Source organism: Thermoproteus sp. CP80 (assembly GCF_002077075.2).
GTDB lineage: Archaea > Thermoproteota > Thermoprotei > Thermoproteales > Thermoproteaceae > Thermoproteus.
This window is the reverse complement of record NZ_LCWM02000006.1, coordinates 37,131-59,941: the sequence shown is the minus strand read 5'-3', so window position 1 is coordinate 59,941 and position 22,811 is coordinate 37,131. Positions and strand designations below refer to the sequence as shown.

The following is a 22,811-nucleotide window of genomic DNA, read 5'->3' as shown; positions in this document are numbered from 1 at the left end:
GATGCCGTAAGGCTACGTCGGGAAAAAGCTTTTAATATCGACGGAATGTACGGCAAGGGGCCCGTAGTCTAGCGGTAGGATTGAAAGCAATTCCCTAAGGCCCGCCTCACGCGCGGGAGATCCCGGGTTCAGGGGAACCCGCCTAAAAATCCCGGCGGGCCCACCATTCCTTATTACTCGATATACGTCCGGCTAGGGCAAATGTGGCTAGGGCTGAGGCCAATGCTAGGCCGGCATCTACCTCCCAGGCTGACGGCGGGCTGAGCGCCATGGTGAACGAGAATAGATAGCTTGCATTGAGACCGAGCGCCATGTCTACTACGTTTATGACTGCTAGGGCCGATGCGGGCGCGCCGCTCCTGGAGCCCTCCGCGTAGATTGCCGTGATATATATGGTATACGCTACGCCGTATGTGAACACCAACAGAGGCGCGGCCGCGGTGGGAAGGTAGGGCAGAGCTGCCATGGGGGCGGCCGAAAGTACCGCGGAGTAGAGGAGCACCGCGCGTTTGTCCTTGGCCTTGTCGTATATACTGCCTAGAAAGCCTCCGAGGAGGCCGGACAACATAGACGCCGAGGTTATCGCCCCCGCCTCGGAGGCCTGGAGGCCTCTATAGTAGTGGAGCCACGCGGCGGCGAGGCTGTTGGCGGCGTAGACGGCGCCCCACAGCGGAAATGAGGCGAGGCCCAGCCAGATGGCCGAGGGGGATGGCCTAGCCCCGTGTTTGAAGCCGCCCTGCATTATCAGGGGAGGCGCCATCGCCGCCGCGGCTACGCCGGGAGCGGCCGCCGCGATCCTCCAGCCGAGCGGCTCCGCCACGTAGCCCCAGTAGTAGCCCAGGAAGGCGCCTATGTTGAACGACGCGTTGTACAGGCCGAGCGCTCTGCCCGCCTCGCGGGGCCTCAGCGCCACTAGGGCCGCGCCCGCCGTCGAGAAGAAAAGCCCGGCGCCGACGCCGGCTACTGCCCGCAGAGCCAAGGCGGCGCCCCACGTCGGGCTGGCCGCGGTCAGCGCGGACCCCAGGCCCAGCAGAAGCAGACCGAGCCCCGCGGTCCTCACGTCGCCTATCCTAGACCCCGCCAGACTTGCCGGGATCTGGGCGGCGGCCGCGCCCGCTATGAAGGCCGCAGGCAGAAAGCCCAGCTGGGCCTCGGACACGTGGAGATCCCTCGACATGGCCGGGAGAAGGGGCGATAGATAGAACCACAGGAGGGCGTACACGGCCCTCGACGCCAATATGTAGCTGAATAGCCTCACCGCAAGGCGAGGCGCGGACCCCTTTTAAATATAGGCGATGTGAAAAAGGCCTATTTCACCTGGAGAGCTTTTCCAGCTCTATCTGCGACGCCCTGGGCCCGAGGATCCCGACGTCTAGAAACACGGCCACCGCCATGGCGAAGACCACGGCGTACATGGCGAAGGCGCCGTACGACGCGAGCACCAGCGGGAGGAGGGACAGCCAGATGTAGTTGCCTAGGCGGCTCAACGAGTACTGGACGCCGTCGGCGAACGCCCTTATCCTGGTCGGGTACAGCTCGGCTCCGTACTGATGGAAGGCGTTGGAGAACACGTTGGCCAGGAGGCCGAATATAAAGCCGGTGGCCACGACCTGCGCCTGCGTCGTCGAGTAGCCGAAGGCCAGCCCGTCGATGCCCATCAACAACGCGATAAGCGCTACCTGCCACTTCCTGTCGAATTTAACGTTGTCTATCAAGAAGATCGATATCAATGAAGATAGGAGATACGATGTATATATCAACACAGAGTACTCGAGTGTCCTAACCAAAGTGAAGCCCTTGCTGTACAACACGGAGGGGGCTAGGCTCGCAAAGCCGTAGTACACGCCGGTCTGCAGGAACTCGAAGATCCACAACATTACGGTCCTCCGCATATACTCCTCGCTGAAAAGCTCGCCGAAAAGCCTGCCGAGAGGAATCCTCTCGGCCTTTACGACGGGCACCGGGGCCGGCGGCGGCAGCTGGCCCTTCTCCCTAACGGCGATTTCCTCCATCTCGGCCACGATCCTCTCGGCCTCAGCGGTTCTGCCCTTCACCTCGAGCCAGCGGGGGGACTCGGGTATCAGCAGACGGAACGGCAGTAGCAACAACACGCCGAGCCCGCCTATTATGAACAGCCACTGCCACCCGTAGAGCCCCAAGATCTGTCTGGGTATCAACAAATAGGCCAGCAGGGCCGACGCCAGAGGCGCGGTCCAGCTGATCGTGTAGGCGGTGGCGAGAGCCCTCCCTCTAATCTTGGCTGGGAAGAACTCGGAGATCATTATGTCGAGGACTAGCAGCGCCTCGGGCCCCACGCCCAGCCCCGCGACGAATCTCAACAGCCCGAGGACCTCCGGGCTCGGCGCAAAGGGAGTGGCGAGGTAGGCGGCGCTCATGAGGGCTAGGTTGAACAGAAGCGCAGTCCTTCTGCCCCACAGATCTCCTATCAACGTGAAGACTACGGCGCCCACGAAAGCCCCGAGGAACAGCGACGCGACTACGTAGTATACAGATGCCGTGAGGGAAATTCCGTAGTAATTCTGTACGGGAACTGTCACGAAGCCGCCTACGAATAGGTCGTATAGCTCGAAGAATTCGCCTATAGCTAGCAATATAATTAGGCGCGTATGGAATGAAGTCCATGGAATTCTTTCCAAACGGCCGGCTATTGTCGGCTGGTCCATGCATGGTATAATTTTTTATATATATCTATATCGTTGTAAAAAGTACGAAGAATATATGAGATTACATGTGCATAGAAATCGCCGGCGCCGTAGCCCTGTTGCGTTCTCTTCCCCGGCCTGGACGACCGCCTCGGAGGCGTAGGTAGCGGGGCGTTCCGAGGCTGGGGACCGAGCGCCCGGCGACCGGAGACACGGCGGCTAGGACCAGGATCGGCGGCGCGCCTAAGGGCTCGCCGGCCTGCGGCTCGCGCGGCTGGACAGACATAGGCCAGCCCCGGAAGAGATCTGTACGATTTGCAGCCGATAGGCGGTATGGACTTTCGCAGGCAACGCGCGTTTAGGCGCGACGGATCGCCCACAGCGGGCAGGATCTATATAAGGCTACGGCAATCGCCCCATATGCCCATGGACCTCGGCCTAGCCGTCACTGCGGCGGCTCTCGGCGCCGCGATCGCCTCCTATCTGGCGGCCCGTATGGGGTTTTCCCGCCTAGCTGAGGGGCTCAGCATCGAGCCGATGCCTCTATTCAACGCCGTGTCGATTCTGTTAGCTACGGCGATCTTTCTGGGCATGGAGACGCTGGCGTATAGCGTCTACGCTCTGTTTATTCTGACGGTCTTGTTTCTGGCGTTCGCCCTCGCCGGCCTTCTGATAGCACTCAGGCATTTGGTCGAGGAGTACTTCGCCGGGATAGCGGTCTCCAGGGTGCACGGCATCCATATAGGCGACTATCTGCAGGTGGGCAAGACGGCGGGCTACGTGGTCGCCATGAGGCCGACTGCCATGGTCGTCAGGGATTTCCGGCGTAACTTAGTGTATATACCATATACTAAATTAATACATGAAATATTTAATATTATTAAAGTAGAAGAGGGACATGAAATTAGGATATATATGTATATACCATATAAAATAGATATAAACAGACTTAGGGCTGAGCTCGGCTCGGTCGCCTCGGAATACGGCGTTGAGAATTTCAGGATCGACGTGGACCACATAGGGTACAGAGGCGTCGTGCTGGTCGCGCGGGGCATCCTGAGGGACCCTCGGAGGGAGGAGGAGATTCGCTACTCCCTACTTGACAGGGCGTACTCCCTTCTTGCGGCTACGGAGCAGAAGAAGGGCGCCGGCAAGGGCCCATAGGCCTATTATCCACAGCTCGCCGTATCTGACCAACGTGGATAGGAGCACGCCGGCCAGCGTGGTGATTACGCCGACTGCGCCGACCAGCGATATGCCCTTCACAGTCGGCGACCTCACGGCCCCGTAGAGGTCGCCGCGGCGCACAACTACTAGAAGCGATATGGACACCAACAGGTAGTTTATCAACGAGGATATCGCGTAGACGTCCACTATCAGATAGATCTCGCCAGGCACCAGCAGGGCGGAAGCTACGGCAGCCGACAGCACGAGGGAGACGTGCGGCGTTCTGAATCTTCTATGCACCTTGGAGAAGACTGCGGGTAGCAACTGCTCCTCGGCTAGCTTGTAGAGCAGGCGCGAAAAGGCGACGAAGCCGGCCAGTGCGGCCATTATCTGCACCACAGCCGTCACGACGCCGGCGGGAAGGACAAGCCACCTCCCGTAGGGCATCGACGCAGCTATCTGCACCACAGCCGTGGCCGGGTTTGAGGCCACGGCCGGATACGCCACGCTGTTCATCAACAGCGCTGTCAAGCCTACGCCGTATAGAGCCCCCAGGCCTGCGGCCAGCGCGGCCGCCCTAGGCACCTGCACCAGCGGCATCTCGGCCTCGCCGGCCAGCTGGCCTATTGCGTCCATGCCCGTGTAGCCTCTCGACGCGTAGGAGAGGCCGGCCCACACGTCGCTGGGAGGCACGTTGCCCCAGGAGAAGTAGGGAGGGGGTGTCCTCAGGCTCGCGGCGAGGCCCAGCAACACCGTCAGCACGCCGACCACGGCTATGTCCAGCAAGGCGATGGCTGTTGCGGCTCTGGCGGATTCCTTTATGCCTACTAACGTGATGGCGAAGAGGCCGAGCGCCACGAGGAACGACAGCGCTCTGGCCACCAGGTACGGCACGTCGACCCCGTAATAGGACAGCATGTTGGCCAGATAGAGGACGCCGTCCAGCGACCCGTAGGCCACCATTATAGCCTGGTCTAGGGCTAGGAGCCACGCGGAGAAGAAGCCGAAAGTTCTGCCCAAGGCGGTCTTGACGTAGAGGTAGGACCCGCCGGTCTCGGGAAACCGGGACCCCATCTCGCCATAGGCCAGCGCTATTGCTACCATCAAGGCCGTGCCGTAGAGGACGACCAGGAATGTGTACCTCCCCGCCTCGGCCGCTACAACTCCCAGAATGAAGTAGAAAGTCGACTGGCTGTCGGCGTGCACCAGCGAGTATATATCGAAGACGTTGAGCCTGCGCCTCAGCCAGTCTCTGCTCATGAGGAGAGATCTCTCAGCGCCCCGATAGCCCCCATGGCGATCAGGTAGTCGCCCTCCTGCGCCACGGCGTCGGGCGACGTGATGATCTCGTCGTCTCTCATCAAGGCGACCTTCACGCCATACGACTCCTCTATCTCCGCCAGGCCGCGGCCGAGCGGCTTGGAGTCCGCGGTCACGAACATCTCCAGAAGCCCGAAGTCGCCCCTAAGGGGAGTTATTTTGGTGTACTTCAAGTTGAGCACTCTGTAAAGCCTGCCGAGGACGCACCGCGACGTGCTCACGGCCGTGATGCCGTACTCCGTAGCCTCCTCCTCTGCCGCCTGGTTCCTCAACGTGACGATCACGCGCGGCACCCCCCTGGATCTGCACAGCTTTGCCAGAGATACGTTGAGCGAGTCGTTCGGCGAGATGAACAGGGCCGTCTCGACGTCCTCAAGGCATATCCCCTCTATTAGTTTCTCATAGGACTCCGATTTTATTGTATGTATATATACTGGATATTTAATAAATTCTTTACCTCTATATTCATTGGAAATTAGATGAATAATATATCCATTGTCCGCCAGCACCTCCACGACGAGCTTCGTCAAATCGTCGCCGCTGTCCAACACCAGCGCCTTTCTAGCCACGTCAAGTCATTAAGGCCCAAATATAAGCTAAGACGCTCTACGATCAGGGGGCCGCGTACCGAGGCGCCGCCCGGATATATGACCTATTATATGTAGATAAATAATGGTATTATTATAATTATGATAATAAGATATATTAGTAATAAATATATATTATTAATATATCTCTTAATAATTTTATAATATATAAAACTCCCTAGCGCTAACAATATCGCCGAGGCTACGGGAGGCGTCAAGGTCGATACGGTCGCCATAGTCAACGAGAGGCCTGTGGCGAACCGCGCCAGATTGGTGTAGCCTCTGTCCGTCAGCTTGATCCTCACGATCTTTCTGAGCACGGCCTCGCCCGCCATGGAGAGAAAATAGCTCAGAACCAGAATCGCTAGGAACGTCAACACGTAGTAGGCGCCGGGGTCTTGATAGGCCGGGGCGAAGTTCGCCGCTATCTTGGGCAGAAGCGCTGTCGACGACAGGAGCGAGAACAGGACTAGGTGCTCCCAGGGCGCGTGCGCCGCTATGGGGTCGCCCAAGAGCAGAACGAACTCCCCCTGCGTATGGGTTAGCCTTGAGCGTAACGGCTGGCGCCAGTTGCCGTAGCGCATCTTCATGAGCTTTACGAATAGGTCGTGCGATCTCAGCCCCATGTTCTTGAAGACGTAGACGTCTGCCTCGACCTCTAGAGCCCTCACCAAGACGAAGAGCCCATAGACCGTCGAGATGGCTAAGGCGACCGAGAACGCGTAGACGTAGGCCGGCGGCGGGCCCAGAGAGGCGTACGTCGCAGGCAGAGCCGCCACCTCTCCGTAGAGGATGGCGCCCACCGTCCATACCTTGGCCGGGTGCTTGAGCCTCGCGTGGGCCTCCTCGTGCAGTTCGACGAACCTCTCGAGGTCGGGATCCTCCCCGCCGCCCAGCACGACTAGGGAGATCCACCGCGTCAGCCCGCCGGTGGTGATGCCGTAGGGCCTCGCGCCGTGTGACTTGACCTTTATCAAATAGACCCCCCTCCCTACGCCGAACAGCTTCCCGGCGACCACCTCTAGGGAGAGGATCAAGGCCAAAAACGCGCCGGAGCCCGTGAAGACCAGCGCTAGGTACGGCACTAGGCCATCGTATGGCCCCACGGCGATCTTCTCCAGCAGGGGCGACAGGAAATGGGCTAACGACATCTGGAGATATAGGAGGGCCAGGCCGGACGGGACCAACGCCAACGACGCGATGGCGAGCAGCCTGCCCGTGTCGATCTTCACGGAAAACTCGATCTATCCTATTTTAGCCGATTCCGTGAATCTTTAAAAACGGACCTACACTTGAGGCTTATGTATAGGGATAAGGCTGTCGGCATAGCTCTGCTCGTCCTATCGGTGCTCGTGATAGTCGCCTATGCCTGGCTGGTCTTTTTGACTGAATACTCCATCGTGGTCTTGGAGGCCACTGCGTTCCTCGCCGTGGCGGCCGTATTCGGCATACTGGGCTGGGTGGGCTACGCCCTGGCGACCACCCCGCCCCCGAAGCCCATCGAGGAGATCGAAAAGGAGGTGGAGCAGGCGCTAAAGGAGATCGAGAGGCAGATGCAGGAACAGGATAAGGGGCAGGCCCAACAGCAGTAGCCTTCCATCGTCAGTTGGTCTCCATCCCGTGGGGTCTGCTGCCCGGAGCCCGGGGCTGGCTTCATCGCGGTGGGCCGCGGAGGATGGGGCGCCATCCGCGCACCTGCCCAGCCTTCCGCCGCGGGCTGATGCGCAGGCCGCGTCAGTCCCAGGGGGCTCGGGCCGAGGGCGCGCAGACGGGCACGAGGCGGCCTCTGTAGGCCATGCAGATATTCAGGCCCTACGTGGACTGGCATAAATCGGCGTGGGCTCTGGACGACAGGCGGCTGGGCAAACAGAGGGTGGAGGCCAAACAGGTTATTCTCGCCATCTTGAGGCGTATGGGCGTTCTGAACGACGGCAGGAGGGGCTGGCTAAACCACCCCATAGTGTTAATGTACTACAACGACGGACGTCCCTACCTCGACGACTTGGTGGGCTATTTCAACGCGACCGTCGCCGAGTGGAGGTCCAGAGGGTTCGCCAACAACATCTCGCTGGCCGACGTGGGGCCGTTGATCAGATCCGTAAGGGGGGCCGCCGGCACGCCGATAACGCACGTCCACGAGGTGGAGTATCGAAGGATTCTGCTCCTCAAGGAGCCTTGCCACTACTTGAGGCGGTTCAGCGGTGAGGAGCTCGAGGAGGTCTTCAACACGGAGCCCGTGCCCATCAAGGGCGTCAACACTTGGATATTCGACGTGTACGATTCCTACAGGCGCCTGATCGACGAGCTTAAATCGGGCAGGACCGTGTGCTCGTCTATCTTCCCGAAAGCGCCCTCTCGAGCTTCGCGAAGCATCGGGGGCAGAAGCCGGGCCCCTTGAGGTCTGTGTCCCCTATCGTGTTGCTGAAGTACATGACGCACCTAGGGTCGCCGCAGTGGCCCAGCCCGAAGGTGTGGCCCAGCTCGTGAGTGATCTCCTTGGCCAGCCTCAGCTCGAAGAGCTCGGCGGCGGACCTCAGCCTCTCGGTGAACACGACGGCCTTGTCGCCGTAGGCCACGCCGAAGACGAAGTTGAGGCCGGGCGCGTAGCCGTCGCCCTCAACCACGTATACGTACCTCCGCCATCTCCTCTCCGCCGGCTTTAATAGGTCCAGCAGCAGATCCGCCCTAATCTGCCCCCTGTCCTTGTCGTAGGCCTTCGCCTTGGCCTCGCCTAAATCGGCCCTCGTGACGGCCAGCCTCAACAGGCCTCTGAAGGACGACTCGACGGTCTCGACCACGCGGCGGCTTATGTCCACCTCCGTAAACAGGAGGACCTCGGCCACGTTTTAAATATGGGGCCAATTTATTTTATGCATAGAGTCCTCGAGGCGCTTTCGAGGAAGGCTGTGGTCGGCCACAGGGGCTTTCCCCGTAGGAGGCCCGAGAACACGATCGCCTCGTTCGTCGCGGCCGTGGAGGCGGGCGCGGATATTATCGAGATGGACGTGTGGAAGACCGCCGACGACGTGGTGGTGGTCATCCACGACGGCGCGGTGACGGCGCCGGACGGCGTCTTGAAGGTAAAGGAAGCGCGGTGGCGCGAGCTGTCCGGCTACAGGGTGGACGGGGAGCCTATTCCCACCCTGGAGGGCGCGCTACAGGCCGTGGCGGGGAGAGCCGGAGTGTTCGTTGAGGTCAAGGACCCAGAGGCGGCGGGGCTGGTCGGCGACGTGTTGAGGCGCGTCGGCGCCGCGTCGTGGACGGCCGTGATCAGCTTCCATGAGGAGGCTCTGGTCCCGCTTAAGGGCCTCGTCCCCCTCGGCTTGATCTACGCCAAGCCGCCGGGCAGAATAGCCGACGCGAGGAGGCTGGGCCTCGACTTGGTGCTACCCCATCATAGGCTCGCCACCGCCAGAGCTGTGGACTTCGCCCACAGGATGGGCCTTAAGGTCGTGGCCTGGACCGTCAACGATGGTCGGACCATGGAGGGGCTCTGGTCTCGGGGGGTCGACGGAATAGCCAGCGACGACGTAGAGCTCGCAGTATCCGTACGGAATAAATTTAACCGATAGGCTTTCTTAAGGCAAGTGCGCGGAGCGGGCTATTGGAGCTTAATACTGGCGGGGTCCCTGGCGGGCTTCATATGGGGCGCGAACCAAGTGGCTCTCTCGATATATTTAGTCAAGATAGGGCTGGATGCCGCGCAGATAGGGATCGTCTACGGCATATCCACCGCGGCGATGACGGCGGGATCTCTGCTGTGGGGCTATCTGGCCGATATATACGATAGAAGGCGCCTCTATTACGCGCTATCGATCGCATCGGCCGCCCTCACGGCCTCCATGGCGGCGGCCAAGCCCCTCGTTGTCGTCGCGTCCTACATATCTGCAAGTTTGTTGAACAGAGGAACTGTATACAGCGCGATTCTCGGCGACCACGCCAAGGCTAGAGGACTCTCTAACGAGGCCTTTTCGCTCTCCTCATCTCTCTCCTCGTTCTTCGCCGCACTGGGATCTCTCTCGACTTCCATAACGTCCGCGGGCATACCCGGCTTCCAGGCTCTCTTCTTGTTGGAGGGCCTGGTGATAGCGGCGTCTGCGGCTTTGATATCCCTATCGGAGCCCGCCGCGGCTATGGAGCGAGGCAGGCTTTTGCTCGATCTGAGGGCTTTGAAATCCTACTGGTTGCTAAAACGGCTCATCCCGGAGTCCTTGATAGGGCTCGGGGCCGGAGTCATAATACCTCTATTCTCTCTATGGTTTTATATCAAGTTCCACGTCTCCATGGGAAGCCTCGCGGCGTTCTACGCGGCGTCGGACCTGACGCTCGCCCTAGGGGCGGCGTCGGCGCCCTTGATAGCCAGGGCGTTGAGGAGCAGGATCAACGCCATAGTGGCGTTGCAGTCTCTGGCTACTGCATTGCTGGCATCGATGCCGTTCGTCGGCTCGGCCGAGATGGCCCTTACCCTCTTCGTAGCCAGAACGGCCTTAATGAACATGGCGAATCCCCTATTATCGGCCCTAATAAACGACCTGGTCCCCCAGGAGGAGCGCGGCAGAGTCTTCGGCCTGTGGAACACGCTCAGCAGCGTGCCCAGAGCCTTGGGGCCCGCCGTAGGGGGCTACCTCATGGGCTCGGGCATGGTCGACGCACCGTTGTTCATAACGGCAGGGCTCTACGCCGTTGCCGTGGCTCTGTTCAAGATACTTCTGGGCCAGGCCGAGTCCAAGCTAGCGCGCGGCTAGAAACGCCAGCAGCTCGCCCGCGTCCACTCCGCACTTGGCCCGCCTCAAGAACTCCTCCGGATCCCTCAACGCGTCTTCAAGCGATGCGACCACGTCGGCGTCGGCCGGCGGATTGGGCCCTATATGTATTTTGAAACCAAGCTTGGCATCTCTAAAGCCTTCTATCACCACCAGGTCTGCGTCTATGCGGCTGAGCGGCAATCTGTCGGAATACACTGCCCACACGCCGCCGCCCCTCAGAGCGACCACGTCGGCCCCGGCGGCCCTCATCCTGTAGCTGTCCTTGTCCGGCACGTCGGGGACGTGGTGGCTCTGCTTGACGGCGACCACCCTATATCCCAGGGACCTAGCGAGGGATATGATCCTCTCGGCCAGCGCCGTCTTGCCCACGTCCTTATTGCCAGTTATCTGTACTACGCAAACCACCTCCCCAAGTCTCTGGGATCTCTGTAGAGCAACATCAGGACCTTATCGCCCCTCTTGGCGCCTCCCGGCGGTATGACCAGAATCCCCGACGCGTCGGGATCCGTGAACGAGTGGTGCCTCGTCCTCAGCGGCGTCGCCACGATCTCGCCGTCTCTATACTCGGCCTTGGCCCTCACGAACTGGGCCAGCTCGCCGGCTACGTCCGCCGCCAGCGTCGCGTAGACCCAGCCGCTGCCGGGCCCCGCGGTCACGTTGGCCATCCGCCTCATCACCGGCTCGACTATACGTATGGCGCCGTGCAACGCGCTGATCGGATATCCCGAGAGGCCGAAGACGACCTTGCCGTTCACGAACGCCACCGAGGTGGGGCGGCCCGGCTTCATCCTAAAGCCTCTAATGCCGGCGAAGCCCAGCTTGTAGAAATGGTCGATCTCGCTGGGGCCCGCCCCTCCCGTTATGATGACCGCGTCCACCCGCTGTAGCGCCTCCTTGACGGCCTTTCTGAGCGCCTCGTTGTCGTCTCCCATGACCCTCCTATCGGCCAGCTCCACATACGGCATGTAGTTGCGGATATACCACTCAACCAGGGATCCAGTCGACTCGACGACTTTGCCCCTCAGCACAAGCTCCGCGGCCTCGTCGGGATCTATGGGCGGTTTTATCAGCTCGTCCCCCGTGGAGAAAATCGCTACCTTGGGCCTTCTGTAGACCTTGACCTTGGTGATGCCGACGTCTAGGAGGGCCACCACGTCGAACACGGTGAGCACCTGCCCCCTCCTGACGAGGACAGCGCCCTTGGGAGCATATGCGCCCGGAGGGTCGACGTTATCGTAGGCGTTGTACCTGCGCGCCACCGAGATCTTGTCGCCCCTCCTCTGCACCGCCTCCTCCGGCACCACCGCGTCGGCCCCCTCGGGGAGGAAGGCGCCGACCGTCACGTAGTAGGCCTCGCCGCGCCCCACGCTCGCCTCTCTGTACTGGCCCACCAATATGGAGCCTACCACCGTGAACTCGCCCGGAGTCTCCGCCGAGTTCACGGCATATCCGTCGTAGGCCGCCCTAGGCCTGGGCGGATAGTCGTGCGGCATAACCACGTCCCTCGCCGCAACGAAGCCGGCGGCGTCCCACGTCGGGATCGACAAGGCCTCCTCGATGGGCTTTATCTGCGACAAGAACTCCGGTATTTTGGATAGAGGCGACGGCCTCTCCAAATAGCGCATATACCTAGAGCCCGGTTAACAATATATTTATTGCGGCCCGCCGGGGCTAGACGCGCCTCGCTATAACCATCGCGTGCGCCACGTCGTAAGGCTCCAGATGCACCGTATCGAGGACTTCATATCCCCGCTCCTTCAGCGCGTTTATCTCCTGCTTGAACGTCTCCGACGGCTCCTTCGTCACGTCGATGCTCATGGCCTTGATGACCAGCATCACGTGGCCGCCCTTCTTCAGGAAATAGTCTGCGTTGTCGGCCAATATCTTCGCCTGCACCGGCTGCGCTATATCTATATACACCACGTCGACGCCCTTGATGTAATGGGCGTATTGAAACGGAAACCTGGCGTCGCCGAGTATAGGGACCACGTTCCTCCTACCCTGGTCGACAAGCTTCTCCATAAACTCCCTGAAAACCCTCGGCGAGAACTCAACCGAGTAGATGAGCCCCCTCTCGCCCACTATATCGCTCACATGGCTCGGCGTCGTCCCCGAGGCGGCGCCTAGGTAGAGCATATGCGTGCCCTCCTGTATCGGGACGTACTTAAGCCCGTTGAGTATCGCAGCGGCCAGCTTGGACCTATAGGGGTTCCACTCTCTATACTCCACGTCCCCCCACTTGATGAGCCTCTCGCCGTACACCCTCCTGCCAGGCGTCAAGTTCCTCGTCGCCAGCCTCTCGGAGCCGTCCTCGAACTTGGCCACGTAGACACCTGCGAACCTCTCGTGAGGCCTCACGTCGACAACTTCAATGGACATGCCCTACACCTCCCCCATGCTTTTATTCTTTCCTCGATGGCTTTTTCGCCGAGGGCTTCCTAGGCGGAGGCCCCGGCCTCCTCTCGGGAGCTCTGGCTGGCTTGACGGCCGGCGCTCTGGGCGGCGGCTTGGCGTAGAGGGTCTTTATCTCCTGGATGCGGGCAAGTAGATCCTCTTTTAACTTAACAGCGATGAAATTGCCCGTGAAGGCGTCCGCCTTGGCGGCTATGGCCAGCTTGGCGGCGAGGGCCCTCGCTATCTTGCCGCGTTGCCATCTGGGCGCGCGGAATATCTCTGGGTATTGGAATATCACGCCGTGTTTCGGCGGCCTGCCGCCGGTGCGGAGGGCTCTGAATAGAGCCTTCTCTGCGCCTAGCACCTGCACAGTGGATGCGGGCAACATGGCGAGGCGGGAGAGGCCGCCGGCCAGCTTTATGAGCCTTGCGCCGAGGAGCGAGCCGACGAGCTCCCTTATGTTTGGCGCCACATCTTTCATGGCTTCATCTATATATTCTGACAATTTATTTCTATAGTCGTCAAGCCTTAAATATATATCTGCGTAGGTCCTTATCTGGTCGAGATCCCACTCGGACATATCGGCGCCTATGCTCTTCTTAGCGGCTTCGGCTATCCTCTTCGCCCTATCCTCGGGCGCTCCCTTCAGGACGTCCCTAACTGCGTCGAGCGAGTAACGGGACCTATGGCCTATGTTCTTGACCAACAGAACGTACTCCCTGTTGTCCCTAACCAGCTCCTCGAGCTCTGGGAAGTGAATGCCGTACCACTCCCTGATGCGCGACGCTATTAGGTTCAACGTCTTGTCTATATCGTCGACGGTGCTTATGGACTGCGCTATGAAGAGATCGCGCTTCTCGACAGCCTGCCTTAGCTTCCTCCTGGTGATCAAGTCGGAGACCTCTAGTAGCAACGAGCTGTATTCCTCCCTGCCGACGCCCAGACCGGGCAGATAGACGTCCCAGAACCTACGCCTAAACTCAGACACCACTTGGTCAGGCGATTCGCTCACCACCTCGATGCCCTGCAGAACCGCCGAAAGTCTCCTGGCCAGCTCGGGATCCTCAAGGGCTATCTTGTCCCCCCTACCCCTAAGCCTGTTAGCAAGCTCGAGGAGCTCAGGCACCGGCGACGACTTCTCCAACTCGGCCAGCCTGTCGGCTATCACCTCGGCCTTCCTCTCGAAGAGGATTTTATCTACGACGTCCCCTCGATCGTCCAGGGCTATCAAGCCCAGAATATCCGCCGCTATGTGTATCGTCATCGGAGACAACTAGCAGAGGCCTTAATTAATATTGCGCCGGAGGGCCGCAGGTGCTACTTCCAGCTACGCTGGGGCGGGAGCCGCCTCCGAGGCGGGAGGGGCGTCAGTTTCCACCTGCTATCTCCTTCAGCGCCCTCGCGACGTCCCCCGAATCTATCCTCCCTCTGTACCTCCTCATGGCCTCCCTCAACGCCTTGTCCGGGCCGACCTCCTTGACCAACCCCTCTACCACCCTCTTGACCTCCTCGTACGGCATCTTCACGAGGCCTAGGCGCTTCGCCGCGTCCAGGGCGCTCTCGCCCTCCTTCAACGACCTCAGGATTTCCTCCACGGCCTCCTTGGTTATGGTCCCTCTGTCCAGCTCGGCGAGCACGGACTCTATCTTCTCGGGCGTGACGTCGACGCCCTCCCTGGCCAGGGCCCTGGCCGTATTCAGCAAGAGGCTGGCTATCTGGGTCGGCGGCACGCGCTTGTATTTATGTACGAAGTCGTCGAAGTAGTCAAGCCACGGCGATTTGACGAGCCTCAGGGCCATGTCCTTGTTCACGCCGAGCGACGCGATCTTCTCGATCTCGGCCTCCAGGCTCCGCGACGCTATCTCCTCGGCTTTCTTCTCTATCTCTATGGTTATTCTGACGGGCGGGAGGTCCGTCTCGGGGTACATCCTCGCCGCGCCGGGCCTCGGCCTCATGAACCTCGTCGTGCCGTCGGGATTCGCCGCTCTGGTCTCCTCGGGGACCCCCTCGAAGGCCTGCCTCAGCCTCTGCGCCACCACGTCCACGGCCTCGGCCACCTCCCTGGGGTCCAACCCCGAGAGGAGTATAAAGGAGTTTGTCCCCAGCCTCTGCTCCACGGCCCTAACCTCGTCGGAGGTTATCCCGTAGCCCGGAAGCTCGTCCGAATGCATCAAGCCGCCCAGCTCGGTCCAAGCCCTCACGTAGTCGGCCAGCTCCGTCCCGAGGCGGCGGCCGGGCTGGACCTCGAAGCCGAGCAGCTTCTGGAAGCCGGGCGCCTTCACCGCGTAGACGACTCCCCCCGCGTCGAGGACCCTCCTCAAGACCTTGGACTTGGTGTCTCTAAAGACGTCCGTGACGTCTAGGTGGCCGCCCTCGGGCGGCTGCGCGCCTCTGTTTCTTAGTTCATCCCTTATCCTGAGGAGGTTCAGCTGCCTCAATACCTCGTACTCCACGACCTTGGGTATCAGCTCCAGCTTGGGTACGCCCTTGATCTCGGTCTTGGCGCCTCCCGCTATGGAGACGTTGACGTCTTGCCTCACGGTCCCGAGGCCCCTCTTCGCCCTGCCCGTCACCTTGACGCTGTACCCTATTATCCACGCCACCTCCTCGATCTGCTGCGGCTCGTACTCCATGGGCGATGTCGATATCTCCACGAGCGGTATGCCCAGCCTGTCCAGCCTGTAGTAGACGTACTTGCCCTCCTCCTTCATCTTCCTCGCCGCGTCCTCCTCCAGGGCTATCGTATCCACGGCGATTTCGTATCCCAACACCTTCGTCCGGCCGTCGTGCGCCACCAGCATGGTGCGCTGGAAGCCCGAGGTGTTGGAGCCGTCGACCACCGTCTTCCTCATCACGTAGATCTCGTCGTAGAGCTTGGCGTTGAACATCTTGGCCACCGCCACGGCGGCCGCGAGGGCCTCCTCGTCTGGCAGATGCGGCGGTTCTTCGTCCAGCTCGACCAGGCACGTCGTGTCGCGGTACCCCTCGTAGACGAAGACGCGCCTCTTCCTAACCTCCCAGACGGCCGCCGGATCCACGGACCCAAGCTCGCTGAGGGCTACGTAGAGCCTTCTGGACACTCTGAAGTGCGGCTCGTCGTCGCGCAGAACCGGCGGGCATCCGCAGAAGAGCTTCCTGCTGGTGTTTAGCTGTATGTGAATCTCCAAGCCAGTCTTGAGGCCCAACGCTCTGTAGTCCACAGTCCCCTGCAAAGACTATATATAAAAACGCCGATGCCGAGCCGCGTCCGCGGAGGCCGTTGAGCCGCTTTACGAAATATATCCAAGGCCGGCGGTCTCCGGAATAGGACAGAGCTAAAATAGCTCCATAGATCGACGTGTGTGCGCAGCAGGAGGAAGAGGCTCGGCCAGCACTTTCTGAGGGACGTGTCGATCGCGGAATACATAGCGGGCCTCGTGCCCGGCGGCCTGGACGTGATCGAGGTAGGGCCCGGCAGGGGGATCCTCACCATCCCCCTCGCCCAGAAGTCTAGAGTGGTGTACGCCATAGAGGTGGATCCGGCCCTCGCAGATGCGCTGAGGCGGACGGCTCCGCCCAACGTGGTGGTCATCGAGGGCGACGCGCTGGAGCTGGAATGGCCCAAGGCGGACTTCTTCGTCTCCAACGTCCCCTACTCCATCACCTCCCCCCTCCTCTTGAGGCTCGCCGAGAGCGAGCTACCGGCGGTTGTGACCGTGCAGAGGGAAGTCGCCGAGCGCCTAGCCGCGAGGCCCGGCGACGAGAACTACGGCCGCCTCACCGTGGCGATCCAATGCCGCTACCAGGTGGAGGTGCTCCGGGTCGTGCCGCCCCGGGCCTTCGAGCCGCCGCCGAGGGTATACTCGGCGGTGGTCCGCCTCACGCCCAGGAGCCCCTGTGTGGACGACTTCGAGGGCTTCCAGCGGTTTACGGCATGGCTCTTCTCCGCCCGGCGGAAGACGTTGCGGCGGCTGAAGCTGGCGGATTCCGAGAGGCGAGTCTATCAGCTATCCCCGGAGGAGATAGCGCAACTCTACAGCTCGAGGAAGGCTTTTTAATTTCCCGCGCCGCGGTGCCGTGCCTCTTCTCAAGCTGGTTTTCCTCGGCACGGGAGGGGCCGTCCCCAGGTCCGATAGGAGGATGCCGGGGATATATCTAGAGGATTGGGAGGGGCATCGCGTGCTTCTCGACGCAGGCGAGGGCGTGCAGTACGCGTTGATGGCCAACGGCATCTCGCCGGCGTCGCTGAACTACGTGGCCATTACCCATGGACATGAGGACCACGTCCTGGGGCTGCCGGGCCTGTTGAGCACCGCCAAGATGGCCGGGAAGGCTCTGAGGGTTTTGGCTCCGCCGAGGCTGGCGGCTGCGTTGGCCAAGGGCGGCGTCGACAGCTCGACGTCGATCTCGGACAGACACATGAGCGTTAGGTGCGTGGAGGTCTGCCACACCGTCGAGACCTGCGGCTGGCTCTTCGAGTGGGACGTCGGGTTCAAGCTGGATCTTTCCAAGGTCGCGGGGTTCCCCAGACAAGCTCTGACCAAGCTCATCAAGGGCGAGCCAGTGGAGATAGGGGGAAGGCTCGTGAGGCCGGAGGACGTGGCGGAGCCCGGCCACAACAGGTGGAGGAGGCTTTTCTACACAGGCGACACGGGGCCCTGCCCCAAGGCCCTGGCGGCGGTGGGCTGGACCGACGTGTTGATACACGAGGCCACGTTCGCCGATGACGTGGATCCCGCCAAGGCCCACGAGGAGGGCCACTCGACCGTCCTCGACGCGGTGGAGGCCGCGAAAGCCCTGGGGGCGCGGCTGCTGGTGTTGACGCACATAAGCGCCAGATACGACGACCTGGGACGCCATAGGGCCCTCGCAGCGGCGTATAGATACGCCGTGGTGCCTGAGGACGGCGACTGGATCTTCGTCAAGCTCTAGCCCCTCGACACCAGCCAACGGCCGAGCGTCTCGGCCACGACCACCTCGGCGAAGTCGGCCAGAACCCGCGAGTCCTCCAGCCGCTCGAACACCGTTATCGCGAGGGCCGTGTCGAAGCTCCTCCGCCTGAGGGGCAACAGATAGGCGTCAGCCGCCAGAAGATCTACGTCGAGACCTCTGGCCGCCGCCTTCCTCAACATGCCCAGCGATATGTCCACGCACAGGACGTATCGAGGCGACAGAAGCCCTACTCCTATACCGGTGCCGCAGCCCACGTCGACGATCCTAGACCCGCTCACGTAGGCCAGCGCCTTTAGGTACTTTACCGTCTGCTCCTGCCCGTAGAGCTCGTCGTATACGTCGGCCAGCTTGTCGTAATATTCCGCTAGGCGCTCCACGTAATATCGGGGGTTTTGAAGTTTTTGTGGCGGCGAGCCGGGCGGCCGCAGTCACCTTGTGATTACTAGGTCCTTCATCTCCTGCAGCGTCTTTGCCCCAGGTCCCTGGAAGAAGGCGCGCACCGGCTCCAGGGCCCTTATTAAGGCCTCCGCCGCCGCGTTCTTCAGGTCGGCGGGGTGTATTTGGCCGGCCGCGTAGGCCCTCTCCAGCTCCTCGTAGCTGAGGAACTCCAGAGGCCCGCCGTATTTAGCCGGCCTCTCCAGCACGAAGGGCTCCTTCCTCTCCTCCCTAAACGCCGAGATCCTAAGTATCTCCAGGACGGGGTTGTACTCGGTATCTCTGGGCGGGCAGTAGGCCTTGGAGATCTTCTGCCGTATCTCGTCGGGGCCGTCGTGGACGAATATGGCGCTCTGCGGGATGCTCTTCGACATCTTCATCTCGCTGAGCTCCTCCCTGCTCTTAGGCCTCTCGGATATGTTGAGGGCGGGCAGGAGCTTGTGGTGGAGGGCCACCGGCTTTATCCTCCTGCCGTCCACCGTCAGAGGGTAGAACTTCACCTTAAGCGCGACCTCCCTGGCGAGGATGTGCGCCCTCCTCTGGTCGATGCCGCCGTGCGGTATATGGGCGCCCAGCGCGAAGACGTCGGCTACTTGCAACGGCGGATATACCAAGTAGGCGAGCGGTATGGATTCGCCCATCTTCCTGCCCAGTATGGTCAAGCTGTGGCGCACATCGGAGAGGGTCAGATTCCTCACTATATCCATGAGGAGAAACCAATACTCGTCGTTATTGTGGTAGAGCTCCGAGCCGAGGACGAACCTAACCCCGTCGGGATCTCCCCCCATGGCCTCGATTATCTTCCTGAAGGCCGCCGTGTAGTAAGATGCGGCCACGCGTCTGATCAGATCCAAATCGCCCCCAAGCTTGTTGTTGAGCCAGGAATGGATATCCGCCAGGAATATGGTGGGCCTCACGCCGGCCCTCTGCAGATCCGCCACCTTGGCCATGCTGACGAGGCCCGTGCCTATATGGATATAGCCCGATATCTCGAAGCCTATATAGTGGTTAAGCCTGTACCCCGACTCCAGGAGGCCTCTGAGCTCGTCCAAGGTGAGCACCTCCTCGGCTGGGTATCTGGTTATCAGCCTCAGCCTCTCCTCTACGTCCATGGCCGTGGTAGGAAGCCATATTTTTGTATTTGTTCGCAGACGCGATGGCGCAGCGGCGCCCCGTCAAGGACGTCATAATAGCGAGAGGCCATCCCAATATCTCTGCCAGCAATCGGCGGACGCTCGAAATAACTAAAGACCCCTACGTCACGCGGAGAGGCGACTGTATAATCGCCTGCTGCGCCGACAAGGCGGGGCCCGAGCTGGCCGGAGATCTGCTGGAGGCCTTGATGAGACCGGGGACCGTAAGAATCGTCGTGGAGGCCGGAGGGATGGGGTACGCAATCACGGGGAGGACTCCGCTGGCCGTGCCCACAAGCCCCTACAGGCTTGTCGTCAGGAGGAGCGGCCACGTGGACGACTCAACTCTGGCGGTGGGGGCGGACGGGGCGGCGGCCGATCTGCCCAGAGGTCTCGTGTCGAGGCTGAGGGACGGGGTGGTGGTCAGGGTCGAGGTCGAGGTGAGGCCCGACGGCCCGACGTAATACGATTTAAAAGCCGCCGGATAGTCCAGCAGTATGGACATCAGGGGGCTTTTGGTGAGGAAGTCGTTCCATGTAGCTGGCGCCGTCCTCTTGGCCGTCCCCCTCTTCGCCAGGATCGAGCCGGCGGTGTACTACGCCGCCCTGGCCCTAGCCGCCGGCTTTCTATACTCTATACAGGTCAAACGGCCGCAGATACTCCTCGACCTAAGGCGGGACGTCTTCAAGAGCCTGGAGGACGTCTTCGCGAGCTTGGATAAATTGGTGCCCGTGGGGCGGGCGGATCTGAAGGTGCAGTACGACGCCTTGTTGGGCTCCATAGAGAGGGCCATAGAGGCCGCCGAGAGGGACTACGAGAAACGCGGCGGCTATCTGGGCCTCTTGATGGGGGCTGTGGGCGTCCTCATATCCTACGACATCTTCGGCCCGGTGGGGCTTCTGCCGGCCGTGGTGGGCCTCGCAGTCTACGACAGCTTCTCGGCGCTGGTCGGATCCGCTCTAGGCAGACATAGGCTGCCGGCCGTCGACGCCACGGTTGAGGGGATGCTCGGCGGCGCCGTGCCCACCCTGGCCGTATTCATCGCGGCGGGCTACGGGCCTCTGACCTCGCTGGTGATAACCGCATTTGTGGCTGTGGCCGAGGCCTACGGCGTAGAGGACAATCTGGCCATACCTCTGGCGGCGGCCGCCGCGGCCTACATGATGTTGCACGTATGGCGGACGCCTATCTGACGAAATAGAAGCCCTTGGCCTTGACGCCGAATCTCCTAGCCGCCTTGGCCAACGCCGCGTCGTCGGTCAGAAGGACGCAGCCCGTCTCGAGGGCAAGCGCCAATGCCGAGAGGTCGGCCCCGCTGAGGCCGGACGCCTTCTTGGCCAGCTCCTCTATCCTCCTCTCGTCGACGTCGACGATCTCCACGCCGAGGATCTCCAGCGCGACTTGCGCCCGGGGGTCCCTAAGCTCCTCGAGGATCTGCCTGGTCGTCAGGAGACGGCCTTGAAAGGCCCTCATATCCCGCCCGTGGAAAAAAGCGCTGGCGTCCAGGACGTAACAGCTCATGGCGACAAGAGCCTGGAAAGCACTCTGTCGTAGTAGTCGTACTCGCCGAAGACGGCCAGCCTCAGCCGCCTCGCGCCTCTACGTATAGAGAACGATCTGCCGCGAAGCCCGCCGTAGCCGTCGCAGGTCAGCTCGGCCTCCTGGGCCGTCGATATCTCGAGGGGTTCCTGCGGCACCACCAGCGGCCTTAGGTAGAGGGTGTAGGGAACTATGAAGGATATGACGAAGGCCTCCAGCCTGTAGTCCACCACGGGGCCCCATGCCGACACGGCGTAGCCGGGCGACCCTTGGGGCGTGGAGACTATGACGCCGTCGGCGCGGCCGCTTATTATCGGCGCGGCGCCCGTGATCCTGAAGGACAACAGCTTCCTATAGTCGACGTTGCGGATCACCACCTCGTTAACAGCGGTGCAACCGCCTGCGTCTATCGTCGGCAACTCCACCACGTTCATATCCCTCGCGAGGACCCTCCTCGCGATCTCCTCGAGGGCCATCTCGCCGATCCGCGTAGTTCTATAGAAGTTTATACGCCCACCCCCTATGTGGACGACCAGGGAGTCCAGCACGCAGGGATGCTTGTGGATGGCCTCCAGGAGCGTGCCGTCGCCCCCCACGACTACAGTCAAGTCGGGCCGATCCGCCGAACAGTCCAGCTCCAAGGCGCCCAGCAACGACCTCAGCCTTTTAGCTATGTCGGCCAAATCGCCGCGGTAGACGACAGCTATCACGGAAGACTAGACAAGCTTAATAATAACAAAGTCTCGGCATTCTCCCGGCTTGTGGGCTCGCCTTGCCGTTTCCTCGAAGCCGATGTCGTTAGCACAGAGCGTCTCGCGCCGCGTGAAATCGACGATTCCGTGCAGAAAGCCGCTGGAGGTCGGCGCCTTCGGCCAACGGCCGGGAAACAGAGGCGCGAACGGAGACGGCCAAGCCGATATCGGATCGAGCGCGCCGAACTTAGCCGGCTATGGAGCCGACACGCCGCACAGCCGACATACGGAATTGGCTACATCCGGTTGGACTAGACAGAAACCGGAAAGAGCCGGTGGATGCGGGGGGTGGGATTCGGAGGCGGCGTCGCCTGAACCCACGTAGGCCTACGCCACAGGGTCTTGAGCCTGGCCTGGGGGCTTTCTGCCCCCATCCTGCCCCTTTGACCTGGCTCGGGCACCCCCGCCGATAGTCCATACCGCATGCGCATAAAAGTTTTTCCCGCCGGGGCAAAAATTAAATACCGCTGGGCTGGAGGTAACAGCCGGGGTGGCCGAGCGGCCCAAGGCGCGGGCCTGGAGTAGGCCAGAGAGTCCGTCCCCGCAAGGGGGCGTGGGTTCAGGCCGAGCCGCCCAGAAATCCCACCCCCGGCGCCATGGGCTCTATAGTCGTCGTCCGTCCAATCTTCCCGCGGGGGTCCCCAGCCGAGGGCGTTGTCGGCGGCTGGGCCTCTTCGGGCATATCCGTCGCTAGTAGGTCTCCGGGCAGTCCACGGGCTTCCTGAGCGCCTCGTCGACCACTTTCTTGATGCCGCGCCAGTGCGAGCCTTCCCAGTATATAGAGCCGCAGTTGGGGCAGGCCCAACATCTCGGGGAGCGCACGGGATGGCCGACTCTCCTCTCGGCCTCGGCGCAGGGGATCTCTACGAGCTCGGCGTTGCACTTGGGGCATCGGGTCCTCCTGAACGGCTCTACGCCTAGCGCGCGTATCAACGCAGATATCCAGGCGACGTGGTCTTCCGTGAGCAGCAACACGGCGGGTCCTCTGCGCCTTCTGAAGAGCTCCCTATCTCTGGTGACCAAAAGGCAGGGGGTCTCGGCGAGCTCGTCGTCGGGCCGATCCCCGTACCTGGCGTCGACGCCGATTATCCTCAACCATCTGGCGAGCCAGCCGAGCATGGCA

General features: G+C 61.3%; 24 protein-coding genes, 3 tRNA genes and 1 pseudogene. 11 read left to right on the top strand and 17 right to left on the bottom strand.

Annotated features, from left to right (window positions below; translation table 11 throughout):
* The first annotated feature begins 57 nt into the window (after nt 1-57).
* Nucleotides 58-166 (top strand) — tRNA-Val (locus tag B7L68_RS08595).
* A 210-nt stretch (nt 167-376) separates the two neighbouring features.
* Here B7L68_RS08595 and B7L68_RS02245 read toward each other — a convergent pair.
* Nucleotides 377-1,177, bottom strand: a pseudogene (locus B7L68_RS02245) (MFS transporter); the annotation flags it as partial.
* Nucleotides 1,178-1,313: 136 nt separating this feature from the next.
* Nucleotides 1,314-2,684: an MFS transporter gene (locus B7L68_RS02240; protein ID WP_081246061.1), complete on the bottom strand. Its 1,371-nt coding sequence runs from the start codon at nt 2,682-2,684 to the stop codon at nt 1,314-1,316.
* 312 nt (nt 2,685-2,996) lie between these two features.
* Here B7L68_RS02240 and B7L68_RS02235 point away from each other — a divergent pair, with 312 nt between their 5' ends.
* Nucleotides 2,997-3,827 (top strand): mechanosensitive ion channel domain-containing protein, encoded by an 831-nt coding sequence (locus tag B7L68_RS02235; RefSeq protein WP_238136279.1) that lies wholly within the window; start codon nt 2,997-2,999, stop codon nt 3,825-3,827.
* On the opposite strand, the gene B7L68_RS02230 is transcribed toward B7L68_RS02235, so the two are convergent.
* The 3 genes from B7L68_RS02230 to B7L68_RS02220 form a co-directional block, all read right to left on the bottom strand.
* Nucleotides 3,759-5,090, bottom strand: a complete 1,332-nt coding sequence (locus B7L68_RS02230) for an APC family permease (RefSeq protein ID WP_081246060.1) — start codon at nt 5,088-5,090, stop codon at nt 3,759-3,761. The two genes, B7L68_RS02235 and B7L68_RS02230, sit on opposite strands and share 69 nt — an antisense overlap.
* Nucleotides 5,087-5,719: a TrkA family potassium uptake protein gene (locus tag B7L68_RS02225; protein WP_081246059.1), complete on the bottom strand. Its 633-nt coding sequence runs from the start codon at nt 5,717-5,719 to the stop codon at nt 5,087-5,089. The genes B7L68_RS02230 and B7L68_RS02225 overlap by 4 nt, the downstream gene beginning before the upstream one ends.
* 86 nt (nt 5,720-5,805) lie before the next feature.
* The gene (locus tag B7L68_RS02220; RefSeq protein ID WP_081246058.1) at nt 5,806-6,969 is read right to left on the bottom strand and encodes a hypothetical protein; all 1,164 of its coding nucleotides are present in this window, start codon (nt 6,967-6,969) and stop codon (nt 5,806-5,808) included.
* A 69-nt stretch (nt 6,970-7,038) separates the two neighbouring features.
* On the opposite strand from B7L68_RS02220, the gene B7L68_RS02215 reads away from it, so the two are divergent.
* Nucleotides 7,039-7,329, top strand: a complete 291-nt coding sequence (locus tag B7L68_RS02215) for a transcriptional regulator (RefSeq protein ID WP_081246057.1) — start codon at nt 7,039-7,041, stop codon at nt 7,327-7,329.
* 203 nt (nt 7,330-7,532) lie between these two features.
* Complete coding sequence (locus B7L68_RS02210) at nt 7,533-8,135, top strand: pyrimidine dimer DNA glycosylase/endonuclease V (protein WP_081246056.1); 603 nt, start codon at nt 7,533-7,535, stop codon at nt 8,133-8,135.
* Here B7L68_RS02210 and B7L68_RS02205 read toward each other — a convergent pair.
* Nucleotides 8,071-8,580, bottom strand: coding sequence for an archaemetzincin family Zn-dependent metalloprotease (locus B7L68_RS02205; RefSeq protein ID WP_081246055.1), 510 nt, complete (start codon nt 8,578-8,580; stop codon nt 8,071-8,073). The genes B7L68_RS02210 and B7L68_RS02205 overlap by 65 nt on opposite strands.
* Before the next feature lie 27 nt (nt 8,581-8,607).
* On the opposite strand from B7L68_RS02205, the gene B7L68_RS02200 reads away from it, so the two are divergent.
* Entirely contained in the window at nt 8,608-9,309 is a 702-nt protein-coding gene (locus B7L68_RS02200) for a glycerophosphodiester phosphodiesterase (protein WP_081246054.1), read from the top strand.
* 15 nt (nt 9,310-9,324) lie between these two features.
* Nucleotides 9,325-10,482 carry an MFS transporter gene (locus B7L68_RS02195; RefSeq protein ID WP_081246053.1) on the top strand — a complete coding sequence of 386 codons (1,158 nt, stop codon included), beginning with the start codon at nt 9,325-9,327 and terminating at the stop codon, nt 10,480-10,482.
* On the opposite strand, the gene B7L68_RS02190 is transcribed toward B7L68_RS02195, so the two are convergent.
* From B7L68_RS02190 to gatE, 5 genes are all read right to left on the bottom strand, one after another.
* Nucleotides 10,468-10,908, bottom strand: coding sequence for a molybdopterin-guanine dinucleotide biosynthesis protein B (locus B7L68_RS02190; RefSeq protein WP_081246052.1), 441 nt, complete (start codon nt 10,906-10,908; stop codon nt 10,468-10,470). The genes B7L68_RS02195 and B7L68_RS02190 overlap by 15 nt on opposite strands.
* Complete coding sequence (locus tag B7L68_RS02185; protein ID WP_081246051.1) at nt 10,896-12,128, bottom strand: molybdopterin molybdotransferase MoeA; 1,233 nt, start codon at nt 12,126-12,128, stop codon at nt 10,896-10,898. The genes B7L68_RS02190 and B7L68_RS02185 overlap by 13 nt, the downstream gene beginning before the upstream one ends.
* Nucleotides 12,129-12,174: 46 nt before the next feature.
* Nucleotides 12,175-12,882 carry a fibrillarin-like rRNA/tRNA 2'-O-methyltransferase gene (locus B7L68_RS02180; RefSeq protein ID WP_081246050.1) on the bottom strand — a complete coding sequence of 236 codons (708 nt, stop codon included), beginning with the start codon at nt 12,880-12,882 and terminating at the stop codon, nt 12,175-12,177.
* Nucleotides 12,883-12,904: 22 nt separating this feature from the next.
* The gene (locus tag B7L68_RS02175; protein ID WP_081246049.1) at nt 12,905-14,161 is read right to left on the bottom strand and encodes a C/D box methylation guide ribonucleoprotein complex aNOP56 subunit; all 1,257 of its coding nucleotides are present in this window, start codon (nt 14,159-14,161) and stop codon (nt 12,905-12,907) included.
* Between the two features lie 103 nt (nt 14,162-14,264).
* Complete coding sequence (gatE, locus tag B7L68_RS02170) at nt 14,265-16,097, bottom strand: Glu-tRNA(Gln) amidotransferase subunit GatE (protein ID WP_081246048.1); 1,833 nt, start codon at nt 16,095-16,097, stop codon at nt 14,265-14,267.
* A gap of 141 nt (nt 16,098-16,238) precedes the next feature.
* On the opposite strand from gatE, the gene rsmA reads away from it, so the two are divergent.
* On the top strand, nt 16,239-16,934 hold the full coding sequence (gene rsmA, locus B7L68_RS02165; RefSeq protein ID WP_081246047.1) for a 16S rRNA (adenine(1518)-N(6)/adenine(1519)-N(6))-dimethyltransferase RsmA: 696 nt from the start codon (nt 16,239-16,241) through the stop codon (nt 16,932-16,934).
* 19 nt (nt 16,935-16,953) lie between these two features.
* Nucleotides 16,954-17,808, top strand: a complete 855-nt coding sequence (locus B7L68_RS02160; RefSeq protein WP_081246046.1) for an MBL fold metallo-hydrolase — start codon at nt 16,954-16,956, stop codon at nt 17,806-17,808.
* Here the strand turns inward: B7L68_RS02160 and B7L68_RS02155 are convergent.
* Together B7L68_RS02155 and B7L68_RS02150 are read right to left on the bottom strand one after the other, a co-directional pair.
* Complete coding sequence (locus B7L68_RS02155) at nt 17,805-18,206, bottom strand: class I SAM-dependent methyltransferase (RefSeq protein WP_101957999.1); 402 nt, start codon at nt 18,204-18,206, stop codon at nt 17,805-17,807. The two genes, B7L68_RS02160 and B7L68_RS02155, sit on opposite strands and share 4 nt — an antisense overlap.
* Nucleotides 18,207-18,257: 51 nt before the next feature.
* The gene (locus B7L68_RS02150; RefSeq protein ID WP_081246044.1) at nt 18,258-19,376 is read right to left on the bottom strand and encodes a tyrosine--tRNA ligase; all 1,119 of its coding nucleotides are present in this window, start codon (nt 19,374-19,376) and stop codon (nt 18,258-18,260) included.
* Between the two features lie 44 nt (nt 19,377-19,420).
* Here B7L68_RS02150 and B7L68_RS02145 point away from each other — a divergent pair, with 44 nt between their 5' ends.
* On the top strand, nt 19,421-19,861 hold the full coding sequence (locus tag B7L68_RS02145; protein WP_081246043.1) for a DUF371 domain-containing protein: 441 nt from the start codon (nt 19,421-19,423) through the stop codon (nt 19,859-19,861).
* Between the two features lie 33 nt (nt 19,862-19,894).
* Nucleotides 19,895-20,590: a phosphatidate cytidylyltransferase gene (locus B7L68_RS02140; protein WP_081246042.1), complete on the top strand. Its 696-nt coding sequence runs from the start codon at nt 19,895-19,897 to the stop codon at nt 20,588-20,590.
* Here the strand turns inward: B7L68_RS02140 and B7L68_RS02135 are convergent.
* From B7L68_RS02135 to B7L68_RS02125, 3 genes are all read right to left on the bottom strand, one after another.
* Entirely contained in the window at nt 20,583-20,918 is a 336-nt protein-coding gene (locus B7L68_RS02135; protein WP_081246041.1) for a PIN domain-containing protein, read from the bottom strand. The genes B7L68_RS02140 and B7L68_RS02135 overlap by 8 nt on opposite strands.
* Nucleotides 20,915-21,646 carry an NAD(+)/NADH kinase gene (locus B7L68_RS02130; RefSeq protein ID WP_081246040.1) on the bottom strand — a complete coding sequence of 244 codons (732 nt, stop codon included), beginning with the start codon at nt 21,644-21,646 and terminating at the stop codon, nt 20,915-20,917. Before B7L68_RS02130 ends, B7L68_RS02135 begins: the two co-directional genes overlap by 4 nt.
* A gap of 322 nt (nt 21,647-21,968) precedes the next feature.
* Nucleotides 21,969-22,095, bottom strand: a tRNA-Leu gene (locus tag B7L68_RS02125).
* Nucleotides 22,096-22,172: 77 nt separating this feature from the next.
* Here B7L68_RS02125 and B7L68_RS02120 point away from each other — a divergent pair.
* Nucleotides 22,173-22,285: transfer RNA gene (locus tag B7L68_RS02120), tRNA-Ser, on the top strand.
* Between the two features lie 93 nt (nt 22,286-22,378).
* On the opposite strand, the gene B7L68_RS02115 is transcribed toward B7L68_RS02120, so the two are convergent.
* Nucleotides 22,379-22,807: a Mut7-C RNAse domain-containing protein gene (locus B7L68_RS02115; protein ID WP_238136278.1), complete on the bottom strand. Its 429-nt coding sequence runs from the start codon at nt 22,805-22,807 to the stop codon at nt 22,379-22,381.
* Between the last annotated feature and the right edge of the window lie 4 nt (nt 22,808-22,811).

What these genes read in the sequence shown, in the direction of transcription:
- B7L68_RS02240 (WP_081246061.1), bottom strand. Translation starts at nt 2,684, where the DNA reads ATGGACCAGCCGACAATAGCCGGCCGTTTGGAAAGAATTCCATGGACT.
- B7L68_RS02215 (WP_081246057.1), top strand. Translation starts at nt 7,039, where the DNA reads ATGTATAGGGATAAGGCTGTCGGCATAGCTCTGCTCGTCCTATCGGTG.
- B7L68_RS02175 (WP_081246049.1), bottom strand. Translation starts at nt 14,161, where the DNA reads ATGACGATACACATAGCGGCGGATATTCTGGGCTTGATAGCCCTGGAC.
- B7L68_RS02185 (WP_081246051.1), bottom strand. Translation starts at nt 12,128, where the DNA reads ATGCGCTATTTGGAGAGGCCGTCGCCTCTATCCAAAATACCGGAGTTC.
- B7L68_RS02180 (WP_081246050.1), bottom strand. Translation starts at nt 12,882, where the DNA reads ATGTCCATTGAAGTTGTCGACGTGAGGCCTCACGAGAGGTTCGCAGGT.
- B7L68_RS02135 (WP_081246041.1), bottom strand. Translation starts at nt 20,918, where the DNA reads ATGAGCTGTTACGTCCTGGACGCCAGCGCTTTTTTCCACGGGCGGGAT.
- B7L68_RS02140 (WP_081246042.1), top strand. Translation starts at nt 19,895, where the DNA reads ATGGACATCAGGGGGCTTTTGGTGAGGAAGTCGTTCCATGTAGCTGGC.
- B7L68_RS02115 (WP_238136278.1), bottom strand. Translation starts at nt 22,807, where the DNA reads ATGCTCGGCTGGCTCGCCAGATGGTTGAGGATAATCGGCGTCGACGCC.
- B7L68_RS02150 (WP_081246044.1), bottom strand. Translation starts at nt 19,376, where the DNA reads ATGGACGTAGAGGAGAGGCTGAGGCTGATAACCAGATACCCAGCCGAG.
- B7L68_RS02210 (WP_081246056.1), top strand. Translation starts at nt 7,533, where the DNA reads ATGCAGATATTCAGGCCCTACGTGGACTGGCATAAATCGGCGTGGGCT.
- B7L68_RS02145 (WP_081246043.1), top strand. Translation starts at nt 19,421, where the DNA reads ATGGCGCAGCGGCGCCCCGTCAAGGACGTCATAATAGCGAGAGGCCAT.
- B7L68_RS02230 (WP_081246060.1), bottom strand. Translation starts at nt 5,090, where the DNA reads ATGAGCAGAGACTGGCTGAGGCGCAGGCTCAACGTCTTCGATATATAC.
- B7L68_RS02200 (WP_081246054.1), top strand. Translation starts at nt 8,608, where the DNA reads ATGCATAGAGTCCTCGAGGCGCTTTCGAGGAAGGCTGTGGTCGGCCAC.
- B7L68_RS02235 (WP_238136279.1), top strand. Translation starts at nt 2,997, where the DNA reads ATGGACTTTCGCAGGCAACGCGCGTTTAGGCGCGACGGATCGCCCACA.